Annotated in this window: 16 protein-coding genes and 1 pseudogene; 8 read left to right on the top strand and 9 right to left on the bottom strand. The window is 39.6% G+C overall.

What is annotated here, in order from left to right; translation table 11 throughout:
• The 4 genes from V7K38_RS08700 to V7K38_RS08685 form a co-directional block, all read right to left on the bottom strand.
• Complete coding sequence (locus tag V7K38_RS08700) at positions 1-2322, bottom strand: ABC transporter ATP-binding protein (RefSeq protein WP_334857045.1); 2322 nt, start codon at positions 2320-2322, stop codon at positions 1-3.
• A gap of 240 nt (positions 2323-2562) precedes the next feature.
• The gene (locus V7K38_RS08695) at positions 2563-3729 is read right to left on the bottom strand and encodes a glycosyltransferase family 4 protein (protein ID WP_334857043.1); all 1167 of its coding nucleotides are present in this window, start codon (positions 3727-3729) and stop codon (positions 2563-2565) included.
• 25 nt (positions 3730-3754) lie between these two features.
• On the bottom strand, positions 3755-4597 hold the full coding sequence (locus V7K38_RS08690) for a putative nucleotide-diphospho-sugar transferase (protein WP_334857041.1): 843 nt from the start codon (positions 4595-4597) through the stop codon (positions 3755-3757).
• A gap of 53 nt (positions 4598-4650) precedes the next feature.
• Positions 4651-5574 (bottom strand): alpha-1,2-fucosyltransferase, encoded by a 924-nt coding sequence (locus V7K38_RS08685; RefSeq protein ID WP_334857039.1) that lies wholly within the window; start codon positions 5572-5574, stop codon positions 4651-4653.
• Positions 5575-6067: 493 nt separating this feature from the next.
• On the opposite strand from V7K38_RS08685, the gene gloB reads away from it, so the two are divergent.
• From gloB to V7K38_RS08670, 3 genes are all read left to right on the top strand, one after another.
• Entirely contained in the window at positions 6068-6841 is a 774-nt protein-coding gene (gene gloB, locus V7K38_RS08680; RefSeq protein WP_334857036.1) for a hydroxyacylglutathione hydrolase, read from the top strand.
• Between the two features lie 238 nt (positions 6842-7079).
• Positions 7080-7538, top strand: coding sequence for a 50S ribosomal protein L9 (gene rplI, locus V7K38_RS08675; RefSeq protein WP_094352304.1), 459 nt, complete (start codon positions 7080-7082; stop codon positions 7536-7538).
• A gap of 121 nt (positions 7539-7659) precedes the next feature.
• Positions 7660-11775 (top strand): replicative DNA helicase, encoded by a 4116-nt coding sequence (locus V7K38_RS08670; RefSeq protein WP_334857034.1) that lies wholly within the window; start codon positions 7660-7662, stop codon positions 11773-11775.
• A 162-nt stretch (positions 11776-11937) separates the two neighbouring features.
• Here V7K38_RS08670 and V7K38_RS08665 read toward each other — a convergent pair whose 3' ends face one another.
• Positions 11938-12459 (bottom strand): FKBP-type peptidyl-prolyl cis-trans isomerase, encoded by a 522-nt coding sequence (locus V7K38_RS08665; RefSeq protein WP_334857032.1) that lies wholly within the window; start codon positions 12457-12459, stop codon positions 11938-11940.
• Between the two features lie 78 nt (positions 12460-12537).
• Positions 12538-12861 carry a phasin family protein gene (locus V7K38_RS08660; RefSeq protein WP_334857030.1) on the bottom strand — a complete coding sequence of 108 codons (324 nt, stop codon included), beginning with the start codon at positions 12859-12861 and terminating at the stop codon, positions 12538-12540.
• Positions 12862-12996: 135 nt separating this feature from the next.
• Here V7K38_RS08660 and V7K38_RS08655 point away from each other — a divergent pair, with 135 nt between their 5' ends.
• Entirely contained in the window at positions 12997-13146 is a 150-nt protein-coding gene (locus tag V7K38_RS08655) for a hypothetical protein (protein WP_334857029.1), read from the top strand.
• A gap of 131 nt (positions 13147-13277) precedes the next feature.
• Here the strand turns inward: V7K38_RS08655 and V7K38_RS08650 are convergent, their stop codons facing one another.
• Positions 13278-13688 (bottom strand): 2TM domain-containing protein, encoded by a 411-nt coding sequence (locus V7K38_RS08650; protein WP_334857028.1) that lies wholly within the window; start codon positions 13686-13688, stop codon positions 13278-13280.
• A 691-nt stretch (positions 13689-14379) separates the two neighbouring features.
• Here V7K38_RS08650 and V7K38_RS08645 point away from each other — a divergent pair.
• Together V7K38_RS08645 and V7K38_RS08640 are read left to right on the top strand one after the other, a co-directional pair.
• Positions 14380-16632: an FAD/NAD(P)-binding protein gene (locus tag V7K38_RS08645; protein WP_334857027.1), complete on the top strand. Its 2253-nt coding sequence runs from the start codon at positions 14380-14382 to the stop codon at positions 16630-16632.
• 268 nt (positions 16633-16900) lie between these two features.
• Entirely contained in the window at positions 16901-17302 is a 402-nt protein-coding gene (locus V7K38_RS08640; RefSeq protein WP_334857025.1) for a fasciclin domain-containing protein, read from the top strand.
• A gap of 155 nt (positions 17303-17457) precedes the next feature.
• Here the strand turns inward: V7K38_RS08640 and sfsA are convergent, their stop codons facing one another.
• A complete protein-coding gene (sfsA, locus tag V7K38_RS08635) occupies positions 17458-18183 on the bottom strand; it encodes a DNA/RNA nuclease SfsA (RefSeq protein WP_334857024.1) in 726 nt (241 codons plus the stop codon).
• Between the two features lie 240 nt (positions 18184-18423).
• Here sfsA and V7K38_RS08630 point away from each other — a divergent pair, with 240 nt between their 5' ends.
• Positions 18424-19098, top strand: a complete 675-nt coding sequence (locus V7K38_RS08630; protein WP_334857023.1) for a 2OG-Fe dioxygenase family protein — start codon at positions 18424-18426, stop codon at positions 19096-19098.
• A gap of 57 nt (positions 19099-19155) precedes the next feature.
• On the opposite strand, the pseudogene V7K38_RS08625 reads toward V7K38_RS08630, so the two are convergent.
• Positions 19156-19283 (bottom strand): annotated as a pseudogene (locus V7K38_RS08625) (DUF711 family protein); the annotation flags it as partial.
• Positions 19284-19485: 202 nt separating this feature from the next.
• Between V7K38_RS08625 and V7K38_RS08620 the strand changes: the two are divergent.
• Positions 19486-20754 (top strand): tetratricopeptide repeat protein, encoded by a 1269-nt coding sequence (locus V7K38_RS08620; RefSeq protein WP_334857022.1) that lies wholly within the window; start codon positions 19486-19488, stop codon positions 20752-20754.
• Positions 20755-20780 lie beyond the last annotated feature (26 nt).

The raw sequence follows: 20780 nt of genomic DNA, 5'->3' as shown, positions 1-20780 counted from the left end.
TTAGATATTAATACTCTTTTCAAATTCTTCTAAATAATCCAAAAGACATATAGCATCTTCATAAATTTCACTAATTAATGTCTTTGGCTCTAGGGGAGTATCTATGAAATTATCTGATATAGAGCGGAGAGAGCTAAGTATGAGATTAAGAGAATTTCTAAACTCAACAGATAGATGATTAAAGCTTTGATAATAGTTGCTGATTACATTTTGATTTTGGTCAGAGATGGAGAGAATCTGCCCCTTTATTTGTAAGTTAATCACATCCTCAAAAATATCAATAGTGTTGAGAATTCTCCAAGCTGATTTGTAAGAGTCTTCAATTAATTTGTGCTGTTCTTGAGAATCGTCTACCAGATCATCAAGTAATAAGCGCATTAGCCCAATCATTGAGTTCAGCTGTGTCCGAATTTCGTGAGAGATACGGAGCAAGCTTTGATTGTGTTTAGGAGCAGCTTCAGGATACTCAGCAAATTTCTTTGAGTTTAAGCGCATTGCCTTAATAATTTTTGTCTGAATCAAGTTTTGATTAGGGCGATCGCTAAATTGCATTGAGTACAAGCGTGAGTAGTAAGCACCTTTTTGCAAAAGTTCTTCATGGGTTCCTACTTCTACCACCTGTCCTTGCTCTAACACGGCTATTTGATTGGCTTTTTGGACTGTAGAAAGGCGGTGAGCAATTACCAGGGTAGTGCGATCGCGACTCAGATCGTCGAGTGCATTTTGTACTAAGCGTTCAGAAACGGTATCTAAAGCGCTGGTGGCTTCATCTAAAATCAGAATTTCGGGATTTTGCAGTAGGGCGCGGGCGATCGCTAATCTTTGCCTTTGTCCACCAGATAACATTACGCCGCGATCGCCAATTAAGGTATCAAATCCTTGAGGCAATTTGCTAATAAATTCATAAGCATTTGCCCGCTTGGCTGCTGTAATAATTTCATCGTCAGTAGCCTCTGCTCGCCCATAAGCGATGTTATTCTGCACCGAGTCATTAAAAAGAAAGGTATCTTGACTGACAATCCCCATTCGCTTCCGTAGGGATACAAGATCGAACTCTCGCAAATCAGTACCGTCAATGGTAATACTGCCAGCGATCGGGTCGTAGAATCGGGGTAAGAGGTCTGCTAAAGTAGATTTACCAGCACCAGAACCACCTACCAACGCTAAGGTTGTACCATGTGGTAAATATAAATTCACATCTTTGAGTACTAACTTTTCATGTCCAGGGTAGGCAAAGCAAAGAGAGTTAAAAGATACTCCCTCTTTTAATTTTGTGTAGGGAAGCTTACCCTTGGCCATGAAAGGCTTATCTTGCAGGCTCAAGAACTCATTCGTCACATCCACACTGGCGGCGGTACTAGCAAAGGTGCTGCGAATAGTATTTAACTGAGAAATTAATGGCAGCACTCGCAGCAACACTAATAAATATGTCAGAAGTACAGTAGAAAGAGAAGAAATTTGTTGAGAAAAGAAGGTTTTGCTCAAAAGTACAATCAGCAATAAAGCTGTAATACCCATCACCTCACTTAGAGGAGTGATTGCTTCTGAATTAACCTGAGATTGGAAATCTGCTAACTCGCGATCGCGAATTAATTTTTTAATCCGTTGATATTCTTTTTGTTCATTTCCCGTCGCCTTTACCAGTCTGATTCCATTCAAAGTCTCCAGCACAGAGATTGAATATGCTCTAGACATCTCACTCAGCTGCTTCCCAAAATTTCTAGACCGGGAAATGGCATACTGATTTATCAACGTCACCAACGACAGCAAAAGTGTAGCAGCAATTGTTAAATGCCAAGATATTGACAGCAATAAACCGACAAAAACTAAAATTGTGATTCCTAAAATAACTATTTTAACCGTACTACCTATAGCACTTGCAGCCCGGCCAATTTCTCCGCCAAGAAGGTTGATTAAATCACCAACCTTTGTCTTTGCATAATAATCTATATCAATTTCTAGTAAAAGGTTTAACCCAGTTTCGCGCATATCTGATGTCAGCTTTCGGGTTAAAGAACTCGATGCTAAGGCGCTGGCATAAGTCGCTAGATTCTTTAAAAAAATTGTTAATATAATCGCCCCGGACATTACTCCTATACGGTAGGCTTCTGGAGTATTATCAAAGGGAGAGATCATCGTTTTCAGGATGGGAGGCGCAGTACTTAAATCGACTTCTTGCCCCACAATTTTTAAAATCACTGGCACAATTAAAGCTGTGCTAATCCCATTAAATAAAGCTCCAGAAAATCCTAACAATATTGTCAGTGAAATCAAACCTGGATAGGGTTTAGCGAATCTTACTAGTAGTTTTCTGGTAGACATTTTGTATTTTTATGCCACTTTTACTTATTATTAATATTGTTCACAAATTAATTGCTAACATAGCTAATGATCAAATAAATCAAACTAAATAACCTTCATATCTCTACTCCGTTAAAACACTGCTATACCTATATCTACAACATCAGCTTCTAGAGACTTTTCCAAATGGAATACTATAGATGATTTTGCACAAAGAGGGAATGAATCTCTCTTTTTAAATGCACTATCTCCTATTAATATTTACAACCGAGCAATTACCGACTTCAGTACAGAAGCCATAGCTTCAATGCTATAGTGTTCCACACATCTTTCTCTTGCTTTGACACCTTGCTGGTTTGCTGATTCTAAATTCTGAAAAATCAGTTGAATTTGTTCAGCAATCTGTTCAGGACAAGCAGGCTCAACTAGATAACCAGTCTCACCTAAAATTTTGGGAATATCTCCAACGCGCGTTGATAATACAGGTTTAGCCATTGCCATTCCATCTGTCAACTTCAGGGGGAATTGAGCGCGAGTTTCTGGGGTATCTCGTTGGGGAACAACTACAATGTGAGCCGCTGCTACCAAATCAGGCATAACATCAGCTGGATAATTTGGTAATTTGATAATCCAGCGTCCCCACTGTTGTTGAAGTTGCCGATCGTAATCATCATAAGGACTGCCACCTACAATTACTAGTTTTAAGTCTGGCTGATTAATTTTATCGAGCGCTATGAGAACATCTTCTAAACCTTTATAAGGTCTTGGCGCACCAGGAAACATTAAAATACGATATTCAGATAAACCATAACGACTTCTGCTTTCTTCAGAATCGTATCGAGCAGGATCAAATAATGAGGTATCCTTGCCGTTAGGAACAAACTGACCACCAAAACGCTCCTGCAAAAAGCTAGTATGTACCGTTACTGCATTAGCTTGACTCACCAAACCTTCCATCCATTTCAAATACAAAGGATGGTTAGGGGATCTCAAAACTCCATCTTTTTTAAGTAAATCTCTAGCTAGCTGTTTGAGTGTAGGACGATAATGCCATTTGTCGCCACCATACCAGCTAAGTTCCCAGTCATCTATATCTAAAATAACTGGTATTTTGCTATAAAGCTTTTTTAAAAGTGCAACTCCAAAACTTGCTGGCTGAGGCTTTATTGCATAAATAATATCTCCATCAATAATTTTGAGAATTTTACTAATAGATTTAAAAAATTCTGGATAAGTTGATCCAGTGACAGAATATACTCGATCTTCAACAGAAATCGCTTTATATAATTCTTTGCCAAATAAAAATCCGATGATTTGCACTTCATAGTCTAACTTTAAGAGGGCTTTTTTTAATAAATATGCGCGGATAAAGCCATCGTTAGTTGATAAATTCCAGACCAGCAGAGATATCTTTAATTTTTCTTTCATTATCACCTATTTCCCTATTTATAAATCATTTAGTCCGCCAAGGATTTGTAACTTGATTCGGCAAAAATACTTTAGCACATCTGTCAAAAACCCTTGTATATAAAGAACGAGTAATATTTTTAGCATATTGAGGTCGACAAGGATAGGTACAGTGAAGAACTTTAATTTGATCCTGAATATTATAATCATCTTGCCACTTGCTGAGATAATTATAGGTGGGTGGCAGTATTTTCTTATGAGGACGTACAGAGGCGATCGCAGAAGCAAAAGCACCTTGATCTTTTAGGAGTAATTTATCTTGATTATTTTTGACAATTTCAAAATAACGTTTAAATTCTTCAAAAAATACCTTGGTTACTTCTGTTTTCCGAAAAGCCATAAAACCGCCATTATATTGCACGCTATCTGCTTGTAATGGTAAACCTACCGATTGCAGAATTGGCAAAACATTTGGTAAAAGGTCTTCTTGTTTACCACGTAATAAGTTTGTGGCTTTTACTATAGAAGGTTGGACATCTTCAGTTAATAAAAAGTCATATTCATCTAAATATTCAAATACATCATTGATATCTGTAAGTAAACAAATATCTGAATCTAGATAAATTGTTTTATCAAACTCAGAGGCTGCATATAGAGCCAGCTTTGCTTCCCTTGATGCTAAGACAGTATTTTTATTCGCAGGTGCTGGCTTTAAAATTACATTTTTAAAAGCCTTTAATAATGGATAGAGAAATACCGGAACCTGGTCAATTAAAATAACGATCGGCTCTTGATGAAACTTTCTAACTGCCGCTAAAAAATGAATACAATCTTGAAAAGAGTAAAGTCCAGTTAAAATTGTAATAAAACCTCTGCTTTCTTTCTTCATAAATAAAATAAGTTAAATAATTATTACTTTTAATCCTAGTATTTCGAGTTAATTTAATGTGTCCATTCCCAAAAACTTTTACTCCAGTCATCGTTAGAGTAAAAAACTCCTTGCCATTGGTAAAAGTGAACAAAATCTTCGATTTTTAAGGTTTTATTTACATCCCTAATCATATAGAGAGGTCGCTTACCATAAAATGATGCCCACATATTATAACTACTAGGTGGGCCAATAATATAATCACATTCTGCTAAAGAATACATATCCTCAATTATATGATTATTGCCATAAACATAAGATAAATGTTGTAAATTATCTTCCTTTTGCTTCTGATTTGAGCAAATCAAAAATGTCACTTTTTTGTTAGGAAATAGTGCTTTAGCTGATTCCATAACCTTTAAATAGTCTTCAAATAAATAAAAATATTTGCCGTTTTGATGTTCTTGGTAATCCCCATGACGGATATGGACTCCAACGAGCACATCAGTCTGCCTACGTATCTGGGATATGAGATTTTTTACATTAACCTGATACTTTTTTAAAGGTTGAAAATAAGCACGAATTTTTTCTCCATGTTTTTGGAGATTTGAGAGATCATCTACAAACCATCCATCACGAAACATCCATCCTTGAAAAAAGTTGATAGAGCCTGATTTCAACTCTTTTGTAATAATTGAGTTACTCCAGTTAAAGGGTTGATTGCGCTTAATATTAATTGTGTTAAAGCGGCCACTTTTAGCTAAAAAATGATTAGCATTACAGTAATATCTGCGTAGTAATTTGTTTCCTGGAATTGAAACTAATGGAGGAGGATAGCAAGACAAAAAGTCTTTAGATGTTGATATAAAAAAATCAGCATACTCTTCAAAAGCTGGGTTTAAAACCGTGAAATTATTTTCAATTGCAAATGCTATAAAATTAGCAAATAAAAATAATCTGTTCCCTAATTGTCCAGATTTTGCAGAAATGACTAACATACATAAAGCCTAGAAAAATTAAAGTTAATGATATTGGGTAAAGGTTTCAAAATACAAAATTATTCACATATAATTAAGCCTAGTAAATCAAAGTAAATATATCTAATGAATGAATAGATTTATTTATATGCTTATTACAGGAAATTCCAAAATGAATATAACTTCGTATTTGCGGTTATTACCAGAGAAAATTCACTGATAAATTGCAATTTATTTTGTTTATTTTAAGTGTATTTACTAGAATAATATAGTTATGTATATTATAATTGATCGTAAATTACAGTTAGACTGAATAAAGTATAAATACTGCATGTAGTTTGTGCAAGTAGCCTTGTTACTGAATACCAAACATCTATTTTAAGTAGGTTGGCGTGAATATTTATCATCAGGATTAGGCAGGAGGCACGAGGGAACATGGTTTTAGTCTAATTTAATTTTGTTAAGATAGTTTGGTTTTTCCCAGTTGTTGTACTTAATAAGAGAGGCAGAGGTAATGCAGGTAATCCGTCTGGAAGCACTCTCAGACAACTACATATTCTTGTTACATGACGAGAAACAAAATATCGCGGCTGTTGTCGATCCAGCCGAGTCTCAACCAGTATTAAAGAAACTGGCAGAATTAAAAGCTGAGTTGGTAGCAATTTTCAACACGCACCACCATAACGATCATGTGGGTGGTAACAAGCAATTAATTCAACAATTCCCGCAACTGATAGTTTATGGAGGAGCGGAGGATCGGGGTAGAATTCCTGGACAGCAGGTATTTTTGCAACAAGGCGATCGCGTCCAGTTTGCAGACCGCATAGCTGAAGTTATCTTCGTTCCTGGACATACCCGCGCTCACATCGCTTACTACTTTCCCCCTGAAAAAGCTGGTGAGACAGGCGATTTATTTTGTGGCGATACCCTATTTTCTGGCGGTTGCGGTCGCCTATTTGAAGGAACACCAACTCAAATGGTAGACTCTTTAAGCAAACTACGCTCTCTACCTGATAATACACGCATCTGGTGTGCCCACGAATACACCTTGAACAATCTACAATTTGCCCTAACTGTGGACGGCGATAATGCCGACTTACAAAGGCGCTTCAATGAAGTCAAAGCTTACCGTAGTCGAGGAGAAGCTACCATTCCCTCACTGCTGGGAGTGGAGAAGCACACCAATCCCTTTTTGCGTTGGGATCAGCCATCATTACAATCAACTGTTAAGAGTAGCGATGGAGTGCAAACCTTTGCGCGGATACGGGAAATGAAAAATAACTTTTAGGAATTGGGCATTGGGCATTGGGCATGGGGAGAGAATTAAAAATTACCTCTTTCCCCTCTGCTCCCAATTCCCAATTTCCCATTCCTTCAATTTTTTAATGGGAATAGTTGCGATCGCACCCTTCCTTTCGCTACGATCTGTAAGCTTTAGGGTGTAGGCAAAGAAGCTTGGAATACAGCAGTGACATTGTGAGCTATCTTACCCAAACCCAAATTAATCAGATTTTACAGGAAAAACGATGGCGAAACGCGTACAGTTAGTTTTAAATCAAGATATCAGCAAGCTGGGGAAATCTGGCGACTTAGTAGAAGTAGCTCCTGGCTACGCTCGTAATTATCTGATTCCCCAAAAATTGGCAACTAATGCCACTCCTGGTATTCTCAAGCAAGTAGAACGCCGTCGTGAGCAAGAGCGTCAACGGCAATTAGAACTCAGACAACAAGCTCTTGAGCAAAAAGAATCTTTAGAAAAAGTTGGCAGCTTGACAATTGCCAAGCCAGTTGGTGAAAACGAAGCAATTTTCGGTACTATCACCACCCAAGATGTTGTAGATGCAATTAAGGCAGCCACCGGTCAAGAAATCGATCGGCGTGGAATTACCATCCCCGATATTAACCACCTTGGTACTTATCAAGCGGAAATCAAGCTGCATTCGGAAGTAGCGGCACAAGTGGATATTCAAGTCGTCGCTAGCTAAAAGACAGCAGGGGGAGCAGAGGAAGCAGGGGAAGTAGGGGTTAAATAACAACTCCTAACTCTTGTACAGACGCGATTAATCGCGTCTCCTAACTAGCAAAATTTCAAAACTAAAATCGTTTATGGCTGAAGAACTGAGTTTTAAGGGCGATGGTAGCGATCGCCTTCCCCCACAAAATATCGAGGCAGAAGAAGCGATTTTGGGGGGTATCTTGCTAGATCCAGAAGCGATTAGTCGAGTTAGCGATCGCCTCCTTCCTGAAGCTTTTTACATTAGCGCTCACAAAGATATTTATCAAGCAGCTGTGAGGCTCCACGCCCAAGGTAAACCCACAGATTTGCTCTCAGTCACAAGTTGGCTGACTGACCATGAAATGCTAGCCCGCATTGGTGGTAGAAATAAATTAGCAACTTTGGTAGACCGCACAGTGTCAGCCGTAAACATCGATGCCTTAGCAGGGTTGGTAATGGACAAATACCTGCGGCGGCAGTTAATTAAAGCTGGCAATGAAATTGTCCATCTTGGTTACGAGACAGAAACCGAGTTACCAACTGTTTTAGACCAAGCAGAACAGAAAGTATTTGGTGTGACTCAAGAACGTCCCCAATCGGGTTTAGTTCACATTTCTGATACTCTAATTAATAATTTCCAGGATATTGAAGATCGAAATCAAGGTATTGCTTTACCTGGTATTCCCTGCGGATTTTACGATTTGGATGCCATGACCAGTGGCTTTCAGCGTTCTGATTTGATTATTGTAGCTGGCCGCCCATCAATGGGAAAATGCCTCAGCTTTGATTCAGAAATAGTTTTGGCAGATGGACAAATTACCACAATTGAAGAATTATATAATAAGCGTCATGGCTCATTATTGACATTAAACAAAGACTGGAAATTTACCTTTACTCAACCTTGTGCATTTGTAGATGATGGTATCAAACCAGTTTTTCGGGTAAGAACTCGCTTAGGTCGGTCTATTGAGACTACAATAACCCATCCATATTTGACTATTAAAGGCTGGCAAAAATTAGAAAATCTAACAGTTGGCGATAAAATTGCTGTTCCGCGAAAAATAAATGTATTTGGCACAGAAAGCATCCGGGAATGTGAAGTCAAGTTATTAGCTTATTTAATTGGCTATGGCGGATTAACTAACAGCAATCCCCGATTTACAAATAGTAATCCATTACTGCAAGCCGACTTTTCACAAGCAGTTACAGATTTTGGTGGTTTAACAGTGCGTTGGGAAAATTCTCAGGGTACACGCACACCATCACTTTGTGTAAGTGGAGATTTGGAATTTGTTGATAGTCACAGACAGATTTTTGCTGAAAGTTTTAAACTCACGATTCAATCGCAGTCATTGACAGGAAAAGAAATAAGTCAATTAGTTGGAGTCAGCCCTACTTTACTTTGCGCTTGGAAGCAAGGAGTGTGTGTACCAAATTTACAAACTTTTGGGCTATTATCCGAAGTCTTACAATTAGAGTCAGAAGACTTTGGATCTCAGAGATTTGTCTACATGAGCAAATCTCGGAAGAATTCGTTGACACTTTGGTTAAAAGAATTAGGTTTGTGGGGCAAAAATACTCATGGTAAAACTATCCCAAACATAGTTTTTAAATTAGAGCGATCGCAAATAGCCTTATTCCTTAACCGTCTCTTTACTACTGATGGATGGGCTGCACTACTTACTAACGGTCAATCACAGTTAGGCTATGGAACAGTTAGTGAAAAACTAGCAAGACAAATTCAACATCTTTTATTAAGATTTGGCATCATTGCCTCTCTTAAAAAGCGTTCTATAAAGTCTAAGAACACCCGCAGACCAGCGTGGCAATTAGATATTACTGATGCCTTGTCTATCAAAACTTTTATCTCAGAAATAGGTATTTTTGGTAAAGAAGAAGCATTAGCAAAAGTTGCAGATGCAATATTTAAAAAGCGATATCAAGCTAATCGTGACTTGATACCTGTAGAAATTTGGGAACAAATAGCAGCAGCAAAAGGTAATGAAACTTGGAGTAGTTTAGCTAGACGTGCAGGTATTCAAGGCTATACAAATATGCATGTTGGTAAACGTGCTTTAAAGCGGGAAAGACTTTGGATAGTAGCTACAGCTTTAGATAACTTGCCACTTCAGCAGTTAGCAACCAGCGATGTATATTGGGATGAAATTGTTTCCATTGAGTCCGTAGGTAATAAGCAAGTTTATGACTTGACAATTCCAGAAACACACAATTTTGTTGCTAATGATATCTGTGTCCACAATACAGCATTTTGCTTAAACCTTGCTCATAACATCGCCGCTTCTTATAAATTACCAGTTGCTTTTTTCAGCTTGGAAATGTCCAAAGAGCAACTGACGCAACGGCTATTAGCTAGCGAAGCCCAAATTGAAAGTAGTTATCTGCGAACTGGCCGCCTCAGTCAAACACAATGGGAACCTTTAAGCCGTGCTATTGGTATCCTCTCGGAGATGCCAATTTATATTGATGACACACCGAATATTACAGTTACACAAATGCGTAGTCAGTCAAGAAGACTGCAAGCAGAAGTTGGAACTGAATTAGGATTAATTGTAATAGATTACTTACAATTGATGGAAGGAGCAGGCGATAATCGCGTACAAGAATTATCAAAAATTACGCGTCAACTCAAAGGTTTAGCCAGGGAATTATCTGTACCAGTTATTGCCCTATCTCAGTTGAGTCGAGGAGTGGAAGCACGTACTAACAAGCGTCCGATGTTGTCAGATTTGAGAGAATCGGGTTGTTTGACAGGTGACACCCTAGTAATGGCGGATAACGGCTTGCAAGTACCAATTAGGGAATTAGCAGGTAAATCTGGTTTTGCAGTTTGGGCGTTGAACGAAGCTACAATGCAGCTAGAAAAGGCAATTGTTAGCAATGCTTTTTCTACAGGTATTAAGCCTGTGTTTACCTTAATAACTCGATTGGGGCGAAAAATCCGTGCTACAGGTAATCACAAGTTTTTAACAATTAATGGCTGGAAGAGACTTGATGAATTAACTCCTAAAGAGCATCTATGTTTACCAAGACATCTCCCCAGTCCTGGTAAACAAACCATGACTTATGCCGAAGTTGCATTATTAGGGCATTTAATTGGCGACGGTTGTACATTGCCACGTCATGCCATACAGTACACTACCAGAGAAATAGATTTAGCTCAGAATGTTGCTTTCTTGGCAACAGAAGTTTTTGGAGACTCAATTGTTCCTAGAATTTCACCTGAACGTGGCTGGTATCAAGTTTACTTATCCGCAGCACAGCATCTAACTCATAGTGTTAGAAATCCAATAGCCAAATGGCTAGACTCTCTGGATGTTTTTGGTTTAAGGTCTTACGAAAAATTTGTACCTGAAGAATTGTTCTTACAACCCCAAGAGTTAATAGCGTGCTTTCTAAGACACCTTTGGAGTACAGATGGTTGTATCAACTTAATTGCAGGAAAAAAGCCAAGACCTATTGCATTTTATGCAAGCAGTAGCGAGAGACTAGCTTTTGATGTACAGACACTTTTATTAAGGCTTGGTATTAATGCAACACTAAGGACAGTTCCTCAAGTTGGCAAAGGTAGAAACCAATATCATGTAATAATCACTGGTAAGCCTGATCTGCAATTATTTATTGTTCATGTTGGAGCAGTAGGAGAATATAAGCTAGGTTTACTCCAACATATTTTTCAACATCTTGAAAACTCGATTCACAACCCTAATAGAGATATAATTCCGAAGGACGTTTGGAAAATAGAGGTTGTACCCGCGATGCAAGCTATTGGCTTCACCACACGGATATTACAAGCCTCTATTGGAATTTCGTATTGTGGCTCTACCCTTTATAAAGTAAATTTAAGTCGAGAAAGATGTTTAAAAGTTGGTAATGTTGTTCAATCGTCTAAACTGATTACTCTTGCCAAAAGCGATGTTTATTGGGACGAGATACTTTCAATTGAATATAGTGGCGAGGAAGAAGTATTTGATCTTACGGTTCCTGGGTTGCATAATTTCGTTGCAAATAATATTGTTGTTCACAATTCCATTGAACAAGACGCGGATTTAGTAATAATGTTGTACCGCGACGAATACTACTCTCCCGATACTCCCGATCGCGGCATTGCAGAAGTAATTATAGCTAAACACCGCAACGGGCCTACAGGGACTGCGAAACTTTTATTTAATCCGCAGTTTACAAAGTTTCAAAATTTAAAAATTTAGCTATTGAATTGGGGATTGGGGACTGGGGACTAGGGACTGGGGACTGGGGACTAGGGATTGGAGACTAGGGATTGGGGATTGGGGAGCAGAAGATTAAAAGTTAGATTATTTACTTATTCCCAATGCCCAATGCCCAATGCCCAATGCCCAATGCCCTAGTTCCTACTTAACTTCCAGCAATTCCACATCAAATAGCAGAGTGGCGTTAGGCGGAATTACTTTACCAGCACCACGAGCGCCATAACCTAATTCTGGGGGGATGATTAACTGACGACGACCGCCTACTTTCATGGTGCTAAGTCCTTCATCCCAACCTTTGATTACCTGTCCTACGCCTATTTTAAAGCTGAAGGGTTGGCCGCGATCGCGGGAACTATCAAACTTAGTACCATCTTCTAAAGTGCCGACATAGTGAACTTCAACCGTTTGTCCTGGTTGAGGAGTCGCCCCAGTTCCCTCTTTTAACTCAACATACTTTAATCCAGAGGGAGTGGTTACGGCATTAGCATCAGGCATAGTTTTACTCGCAATTAAGATATTGTTTTCAGTTACAGTTGTGGCCGCTGGCGGCGTTTGGGTTAACTGAGCAGCAATGGCAGTATTCTGTTTACTGCCTACTTGCCCCACAACCAAAAGCACAACACACATCAGCATGAATGCCACGCTGAGGAAAATTGGTTTCAAAATCAGTTCTCCTTACTTAAGTATCCTGGCAAAAACATTACCAATAGGACACAATTAGTTTAAATCAGAAAGGGCGTTCTAGCGCCAAAGCTTATTTTCTAAATCGCGCAATTGACGCTCTAAACGGTCAATTCTACCCCGCAGTTCGTCTACTTCCGATTGTCGAGCTACCCCCAAATCTTGCATCATATTTCGCATTTGTCGTTGCATTTGGACATCTAGGTTTCCCTGCTCTGACTTTAACTGCTGGGCCAGATCGTCTATAACTGCCTTGGCTTGCTCAGGATTGAGCTTACCGTCTTTAACTAAGTCATCACTGACTTGACGCAGTTTATCCGCTACTAAAGACGTTGTGCCAAGACCGACCACCATTAGCTGTTGCAACCAGTTGCTATTGTCCATAATCCCTTCCTCTCCGTTATTTCAAACCAGCCGACCCTTGCTCCTGAGTGTAGGCAATCAAGCTATGTTAAAAGCCTAGTTCTTCTAGCCTACATCTCTATTTTGGCAAATTAGTAAACACAGAGATTACAGCCTGTGATTATAGAAGTACTCAAGTTTCAGGATGCCCCGAATTTAACGGAAAATTTTATCCAGAAGGACGCGCAAATTTGGACAACAGCGCTGGCTGAATATACTTGGCTTCTTGGTAAAGAGGTGTGGAGTAGCCCCAATAAGGCCACATAAGTTATGCGGATCAGTCTGAATTAACTAAAACAAGGGGCAAAATCCCCTTGTTAAAGGCAGGCAAAATTCTGCCACAGTGACTCGTGAAGCGATCGCCACAACAAATTATCGCAATCTCACTTGACTTTTAGCTAAATTTGTGATCTCCATTTTTGAAATGCTATCTCGTAATCCTCTGATTTAGTCTGATAAACACTCCACCAATGAAGAAATAGTCCTAACCCCCATCCTAATACTGGAAAAATAGCCCAAAAATAACTAGGGCTAGTGATTAAATTCAAGAGAATGAGGAATAAATTTACCGCTAGGAAGGAAACAAAATGCCCCCAAAAAGCTCTGCGTCGGAAAGTATTAAATGTGTGTCGCAAACGTTCCTCTTCTTGTTGAACTAACCACTTTTTTTCAGTCTTTTCCAAAAGTTCAGAAGAAATACCTAACTCAGATGCCATTTCTATAAGCTGTTTTCGTGAAAATTCTCCTTTTTGTTTACGAGTGAGTGCTATTTCAAGGATTTTTTGTACATCTTCTGAATCGTAAGTCATTTTAATTACCTTATAAGTTTGTGTGTAAATGCGCTTTTGATTTCACGAAGTTTTCTATAGGCTTCGTGAAATTCAGTTAGCAAACGTCTCCACATTTTGCACCCAATACTTAGTGACATTCACAACCTGATTATTTTCTCATAACTGATTTAGAGCTACTGTATTTGTCAATACTCTATATTGCTTTTATCTCCCCTCTCCTTGGTAAGGCTACGGTCTACACACAAGTCTGAAATAGGTTACTCATCTGGGTTTTTGCGTCAGTTTTACCCCACCCTAACCCTCCCCTTGGAAAGGGGAGGGGACAAGATTCGATTCTTCTCCCCCTTTTCTAAGGGGGGTAATTCGACTTGTGTATACACGCCTTGGTAAGGAGAGGGGTTAGGAGTGAAGTTTTAAGATGTACTTCAATAGATCGGGAAGCCCTATATCTGAAAGTTGAATACTAGTAGTGTCATAAAATATTGACAATTGTCGAGGTAAAATTCTCGTTATTGAAGGGGTATTTTTGATATTAATTAAAAACCACGGTATTTGCATCGTATTTGGATGCAATAGACACATAAATTTTAGATAAATAGTTGCAAAACCTTGTTGAATCTAGATTTTAGTTTGTGTAATCCGATGATCCGCACTCTCTCGATTTCGGGAATTGGACACTCAAGTATAAATCCCACTTATTCATGTGTGTATGTGGTTTTTTGAGCCAATTTATGCGCCTCACGCTTTAAATATCCGTAAATTTCAGTTTATCGGCTGTAAATTGATGAGTAGAAAGCAGCAAGTGCAACTCACACGTCAGATGAACAATAACATTCTTAATCTAACCGTCTCTCCAGTTGCGATCGCCATTATTGGTGGTGGCTTTAGTGGTTCTGTGGTTGCAGCCAATCTTTTACGCAACGCAACCATCCCATTGTCCATCAAGTTGATTGAACGTAATTCTGAAGTTGGTAGAGGAGTTGCTTATGGGACACCAGTAGATTGTCACTTGTTGAATGTACCGGCGGGTAAGATGAGTGCTTATGGCGATGAACCAAATCACTTCCTCAACTGGCTGCATAGGAACGGCTACGAACAGGTAACTCCATCTACTTTTGTTCCGCGTCGGGTTTATGGTGATTATGTACAGGGGACTTTAAAAGCAGCACAACTAAATGCAGCAGCTAATGTGCAGTTAGAGAAGATTGTGGATGAAACGATCGCCATCGAAACTAAACCCAATAGCACAATAATATACCTGAGTAGCGGTCAATGTTTGGATGTGCAGAAGGCGGTGTTAGCGTTGGGCAATTTCCCAGCAATTCTGCCTGCACCGCTTGCCGTTTTAGACAACCGCTATGTCAAAGATGCTTGGTCTGCTGATGCGATCGCTGATTTAAATCCAGAGGATGCTATTTTGTTGGTAGGAACTGGGTTAACAATGGCAGATGCGGTTGTCGCTTTGCATCAGCAAGGGTTCCAGGGAAAAATTCATACCGTTTCGCGGCATGGGTTGATGCCTTGTAGCCACAAATCAACAACTCCTTATCCGGCATTTATTGATGGAGAAACTGCACCAAAAACGGCGCGAGGATTGTTGCATATAGTACGTCAAGAACTGCGCGAAGCCCTTAGCCAAGGACACGGTTGGCGGGCGGTAATTGATGCCATTCGCCCAATTATTCCTCAACTTTGGCAAGCAATGCCATTGCCAGAACAGAAGCGATTTCTGCGCCATGTCAAAGCTTACTGGGAAGTTCATCGCCATCGGATTGCTGAAGGAATTGCTGAAGTCCTTGATGCTGCAATGGAGTCTGGTCAACTAATCCATTACGCAGGTCGGATTAAAAGCTGTCAGGAGTTTGAGAATGGAGTAAACGTGAAAATCTGCGAACGGGGGACGCACGAGGATATTGTTTTGCAAGTTAAGCGAATTGTCAATTGCACCGGCGCAAATTGTGATTACCGCAGATTGCAGCACCCATTAGTCGCTAGCCTCCAAGAACAACGCTTGATCCGTCCTAACAGATTATCAATGGGAATTGACACAGCCTCAAATGGTGCGCTAATCGATGCAGATGGAAATACATCTCAAATGCTGTATACCTTGGGGACACCACGCAAGGGCAATCTTTGGGAAACCACTGCTGTTCCCGAAATTCGCTCTCAGGCGGCAAATTTAGCACAGGAGTTACTAAAATCTCTCAATCCCAAACCCTACGCTACTACTTTCTTGTTGAGGAAACCTGCGATGTTATTTCGTCAACTATTCGATAGAGAATCTAGTACTTATACTTACCTCATTGCCGACCCAGAAAGTAAAACAGCTATCCTAGTTGACCCTGTGTTGGAACAAGTCGAACGCGATCTTCAAGTGTTGCGACAATTAGGGCTGAACCTACGCTACTGTCTGGAAACCCATATCCATGCTGACCACATCACTGGGACGGATAGACTGAGGTCACTGACGGGTTGCTTAGGAATTGTACCTAAGAATGCGGGGGCTACATATTCAGATCGCTACATTGCTGATGGGAATATGTTGGAATTGGGGAATGTGCAGATTCAGGCGATCGCTACCCCTGGTCACACTGACAGCCACATAGCATATTTAGTCAACCACACACATCTATTAACTGGAGATGCCCTATTTATCAGGGGTTGCGGTCGTACCGACTTCCAAAACGGCGATGCTGGATCGCTGTATGATGCGGTTACTCAGAAGCTATTTACATTATCGGATGACACCTTGGTATATCCCGGTCACGACTACCAAGGACAGACAGTATCCACCATTGGCGAGGAAAAGTCCTGGAATCCTCGATTTGCCGGACGTAGCCGCAACCAGTTCATCGAACTCATGAAAAACCTCAACTTACCCCAACCGAAAAAGATGCTGGAAGCTGTACCCGCAAATCAGCATTGTGGCAGAGTTTTAGTTGCATTGGACTATCAAATTTGAACTCTCTTGAACTATGAAAATGGTAAAGCGATCGCTTTACCGTTTCCATTAAGATTGTGTAGCGATGTCTAACCACAAGTCCCTGCGCGTCTACGCTCTATATGTTTCGCCCAGACTAATTACATATAATTCTCTACTGGTATAAAAATATATATAAACTTTTATGATATCAATAAAAAATTTTATTTGGCATACGTCTAACGATAGATAGATTTTATGGAAAAATAGTTTAGATTTGTAACAAGTTACACAGAACTAGGTAAAGCACATGGCCAAGATAATTGAAACTGCCACCAATAATGGTTCTTTCAAGACACTAGTCGCAGCAATCCAAGCGGCTGGTTTAGAAGGTACACTGAATGGCAATGGCCCATTCACCGTGTTTGCACCCACTGATGAAGCATTTAACAAGCTTCCAGCAGGTACAGTAGATGCATTACTGAAAGATATCCCCAAGCTGAAGAAAATCTTGACCTATCATGTTGTCTCAGGTAAAGTACTGGCTGCTGATGTAGCTAAACTGAAGACAGCTAAAACAGTTGAAGGTTCAGATGTAAAAATTGACGCTTCTAATGGCGTTAAAATCAATGATGCAAAAGTTGCAACAGCAGATGTTGCTGCTGATAACGGTGTCATCCACGTAATTGACACAGTTTTGATTCCTGCATAATCAAACTTCAGAATAGCAAATGCTATTTCTGGGGCGGCGACTACCTGTAGTCGTTTCTTGATTAAAATTTGGTTGAATGTTTTTTAGTAAACAGCAACTAACAACAAATCCATCTAGACAGGATCTAGATGGATTTATTGTTTAATTAGGTGTAATCAAATTTTTAGTTTTGCCAAACCCAAATAACGGATACCTTCGGGGGAAATGTCAAAACGGCAAGGTAAGACTTCTAAACCAAGAGCGATCGCATCCCGTAATAATTTACCATAGACAGGATCTGTGCGATCGCCAGGGGAAAACTCGATACAATCACCGCGATTGATAAAGTAAAGCATCACCGCACGAGTTAGAGGTAGTAGCGCCATTAGTTCTCGCAAGTGCTTTTGTCCTCTTGTAGTTTCTGTGTCGGGAAATAAAGCTAATCTTCCCTCAGACAAAGTTGTATTTTTCACTTCTAAATAAATCGGGCGTTCCTCATCACTCCCCGTCAAGAAAAAATCCACTCGACTTTTTTTATCTAACCCATAAACAACCTCTCCCTTAATTTGGCTATACTCGCCCAATTCCGGGAAAAGATGTTGCGCCAAAGCCAACTTTACCACCCGATTGGGCAAAAAAGTATTTATGCCTACCCAAGTCGGCTGATTATCATGTACCTGAATTAGTTCTAAAGTGTAAGCCAATTTGCGGTTAAGATTATCACTTTTAGAAAGCTGTACAGCACTTTGGAGAGTCGATACTCCAGTCATTGGCCCTGTGTTGGGACAATGTGCTGTCACTATTTCGCCAGAACTAAGTTGAACGTCAGCAAAAAACCGCTTGTAACGCTTGAGTAAAATACCAGGATATAAAGGTGGGTAACGGTAAAGCCAATCTGTCATTATAAAACCTTGTTGCTGCTAGTAAATATACGTCGATTCTTTACCCACCTAACTCTCAACAGCAAATCTCTTCAGCAGACACTTCCCACTGTGACAGAAATCAAGCAACTTTATATATCATGAATGGTCAATTTCTGTAGTCAAATTGACAACATAGTAATAATAAGTAGCATATACTGAGTGTTATAAGCCTCCCATAAACAATCCGGGAGAATTTAAACGTGCAAGGAGGTAAATCCTATGCAAAAAGTGTGGACAGCGACGGAATTAGAATATGCTTTTCTGTTTACTCTAAGAAAAGTAAATTCAATCAATCTAGAAGGTTTCAAGCCATTTTTTAGTAATATGCCTGTTGACCCTTATATCAAAGGCAATTATCGTTCCAGAAGATTATCTCGGTTCACAGTTTCTGGAAATCAGTTAATCAAATTACCTCATGGCTACTTCTTTCAAAGTAAAGAGTATAATCCATTAGTGGGTGATATAAAAAGAGAGTTTGCAGAATTAGATGATGCACTCATAGAACTTGATATTTTTAGAAATCTTGTCTTAGCATTTAGTGATTCTTGTAAACTTCATCCTGAAGCGGAAATCGGAGTTCATCAAATTAGAATTAGTTGTTCGCCAGACAATTTTAGTAATCCAGCGCCTGAAGGTATCCATCAAGATGGTACTGATTTTATTGGCTTATTTTCAGTAGATAGAGATAATATTCAAGGTGGAGAAACACATTTGTATACCGCCAAAAAAGAAAAACCTGTATTTAGCAAAGTTCTAAATCCGGGGGAACTTTTATTAGTTAACGATCATGAGTTTTTCCACTTCGCCAATCCCATAAAACCACAAACTGACGCTCAAGGAAGTTGGGATATTTTTGTACTGACTTCTCCTAGCTTACTTTCAGAAGAATTCTAGTTAACTGTAAATATTTTGTGGTGTCCAGATCCCCGACTTCTTTGATAAGTCGGGGATCTATCTTTTTCTTTTACAATCTCTGAAATATGGGGAATTGAATGTAGTCATTTCCCCAGTTTTTTATTTGGAATTGGAAATAATTGGGCTGATAATGGTTTATCTAAAGTTGCCATATCAGTTAATAAATCTGTAATCTGGAGATGCAAAATATTCAATTGGGTAAATCCCTCTGATGAAATTTCCGGGATGTGTTGGTTTTAATTCATTACAAATCCGAAATCAAGCAAAGCCACGCTGAATACTTAAAATATTAAGAGTGAGTGGATAAGTTAGGCTACGAAGTAAGCTTGCTGGAATTCAACTAACTGAATCAACCAAACAAATGCTATGAATAACGAATTCTACAATAGAGGATTGGAAAAAGCTAGGCGAAAAGACTACGCCGGAGCAATTGAGGAATTTAACCATGCTTTACAACTGACACCTTACTTTACCGAAGCTTACTTGCAACGGGGTTTGGCATATTATGACTCAGGAGTAATCCTTAAGGCTGTTTCAGATTATACCGAAGCGCTGAAACTTAATTCTGAGAGTGTAGAGGCGTATTATTGTCGTGCATTGGCTAGGGTGGCGCTGAAAAATTTACCGGGGGCGCTGGAGGATGTTGAACGCGCTATTCGTCTCAATCTTAATTATGCTGCGGCTTATAATCTGCGCGGGATGGTGCGGCGCAAACAGGGTTATATTCAAGATGCGATCGCTAATTTTAAAAAAGCTGCACAATTATATCTAGAACAACAGGATAAAGAAAACTGTCGCCTGTGTCTGGAACGAATTAAACAGCTACAACCGCAAGAATTACCTGTTGTACAGCAATCGCGTTCTACCAATGCGCCAATTTTATCCACTAATGATTATTTCACGCAATTATTAGAAAAAGCTGAAAAGGGAGATACCCAAGAGGCACTGGCAGATTTAAACTGGGTATTAAAAGCCGATTCGCAAGATGCCCAAGCTTACTGCTGTCGTGGGGTTGTGCGTTGTAAAATGGGAAATTATCGAGAAGCGATCGCAGATTTTAATCAAGCATTACGACTAAACTTTCAAGATGCCATTGTCTATCGCAACCGAGGTAAAGCCCGTTCTATATTAGGAGATCATCAAGGTGCGATCGCGGATCTTAACCAAGCACTCCAGATGCAACCACAAGATCCCCTAATCTATATTGCCAGAGGTAATGCCTATCGGACAACGGGTAACTATCTCGGTGCAATTCAAGATTACACCCAAGCGCTGCAAATAAATCCTGATGATGCTCAAGCTTACTATAATCGCGGCATTGCCCATACTTGTTTAGAAGAAATTCAAAACGCCGTGGAAGATTATCAACGGGCGGCGAGTATTTTTTGCGAACAAGAAGACTGGGTAAATTATCAACAAGTCTTAAGTAGCCTAGAAAAAATCCAAAAATTTAGTCCCCAATCCAAAAAGCAAAAGTATAACCAGCTACATCAGCGACTTTTGCGAATGGTTGGGGGATATTGGGAAATAGCCGAAAGATTGATTCAGCAGAAACAAGATTATCATCCTGGAATGTCAGACGAGTGGTATTTGCAAAAAGTGATTGATGATTTAGAACGCGATCGCGGGAGATAGATGAAGAGGCAGGGGAAAATTTGCCT

It is taken from the genome of Nostoc sp. (genome assembly GCF_036917465.1).
GTDB lineage: Bacteria > Cyanobacteriota > Cyanobacteriia > Cyanobacteriales > Nostocaceae > Nostoc.
Note: the sequence above shows the minus strand (reverse complement) of the source record. Positions and strands in the feature narration are given on the sequence as shown.

What these genes read in the sequence shown, in the direction of transcription:
- V7K38_RS08695 (WP_334857043.1), bottom strand. Translation starts at nt 3,729, where the DNA reads ATGAAAGAAAAATTAAAGATATCTCTGCTGGTCTGGAATTTATCAACT.
- sfsA (WP_334857024.1), bottom strand. Translation starts at nt 18,183, where the DNA reads ATGACAGATTGGCTTTACCGTTACCCACCTTTATATCCTGGTATTTTA.
- V7K38_RS08640 (WP_334857025.1), top strand. Translation starts at nt 16,901, where the DNA reads ATGGCCAAGATAATTGAAACTGCCACCAATAATGGTTCTTTCAAGACA.
- rplI (WP_094352304.1), top strand. Translation starts at nt 7,080, where the DNA reads ATGGCGAAACGCGTACAGTTAGTTTTAAATCAAGATATCAGCAAGCTG.
- V7K38_RS08690 (WP_334857041.1), bottom strand. Translation starts at nt 4,597, where the DNA reads ATGAAGAAAGAAAGCAGAGGTTTTATTACAATTTTAACTGGACTTTAC.
- V7K38_RS08670 (WP_334857034.1), top strand. Translation starts at nt 7,660, where the DNA reads ATGGCTGAAGAACTGAGTTTTAAGGGCGATGGTAGCGATCGCCTTCCC.
- V7K38_RS08650 (WP_334857028.1), bottom strand. Translation starts at nt 13,688, where the DNA reads ATGACTTACGATTCAGAAGATGTACAAAAAATCCTTGAAATAGCACTC.
- V7K38_RS08630 (WP_334857023.1), top strand. Translation starts at nt 18,424, where the DNA reads ATGCAAAAAGTGTGGACAGCGACGGAATTAGAATATGCTTTTCTGTTT.
- V7K38_RS08685 (WP_334857039.1), bottom strand. Translation starts at nt 5,574, where the DNA reads ATGTTAGTCATTTCTGCAAAATCTGGACAATTAGGGAACAGATTATTT.
- V7K38_RS08700 (WP_334857045.1), bottom strand. Translation starts at nt 2,322, where the DNA reads ATGTCTACCAGAAAACTACTAGTAAGATTCGCTAAACCCTATCCAGGT.
- V7K38_RS08645 (WP_334857027.1), top strand. Translation starts at nt 14,380, where the DNA reads ATGTGGTTTTTTGAGCCAATTTATGCGCCTCACGCTTTAAATATCCGT.
- gloB (WP_334857036.1), top strand. Translation starts at nt 6,068, where the DNA reads ATGCAGGTAATCCGTCTGGAAGCACTCTCAGACAACTACATATTCTTG.
- V7K38_RS08620 (WP_334857022.1), top strand. Translation starts at nt 19,486, where the DNA reads ATGAATAACGAATTCTACAATAGAGGATTGGAAAAAGCTAGGCGAAAA.
- V7K38_RS08660 (WP_334857030.1), bottom strand. Translation starts at nt 12,861, where the DNA reads ATGGACAATAGCAACTGGTTGCAACAGCTAATGGTGGTCGGTCTTGGC.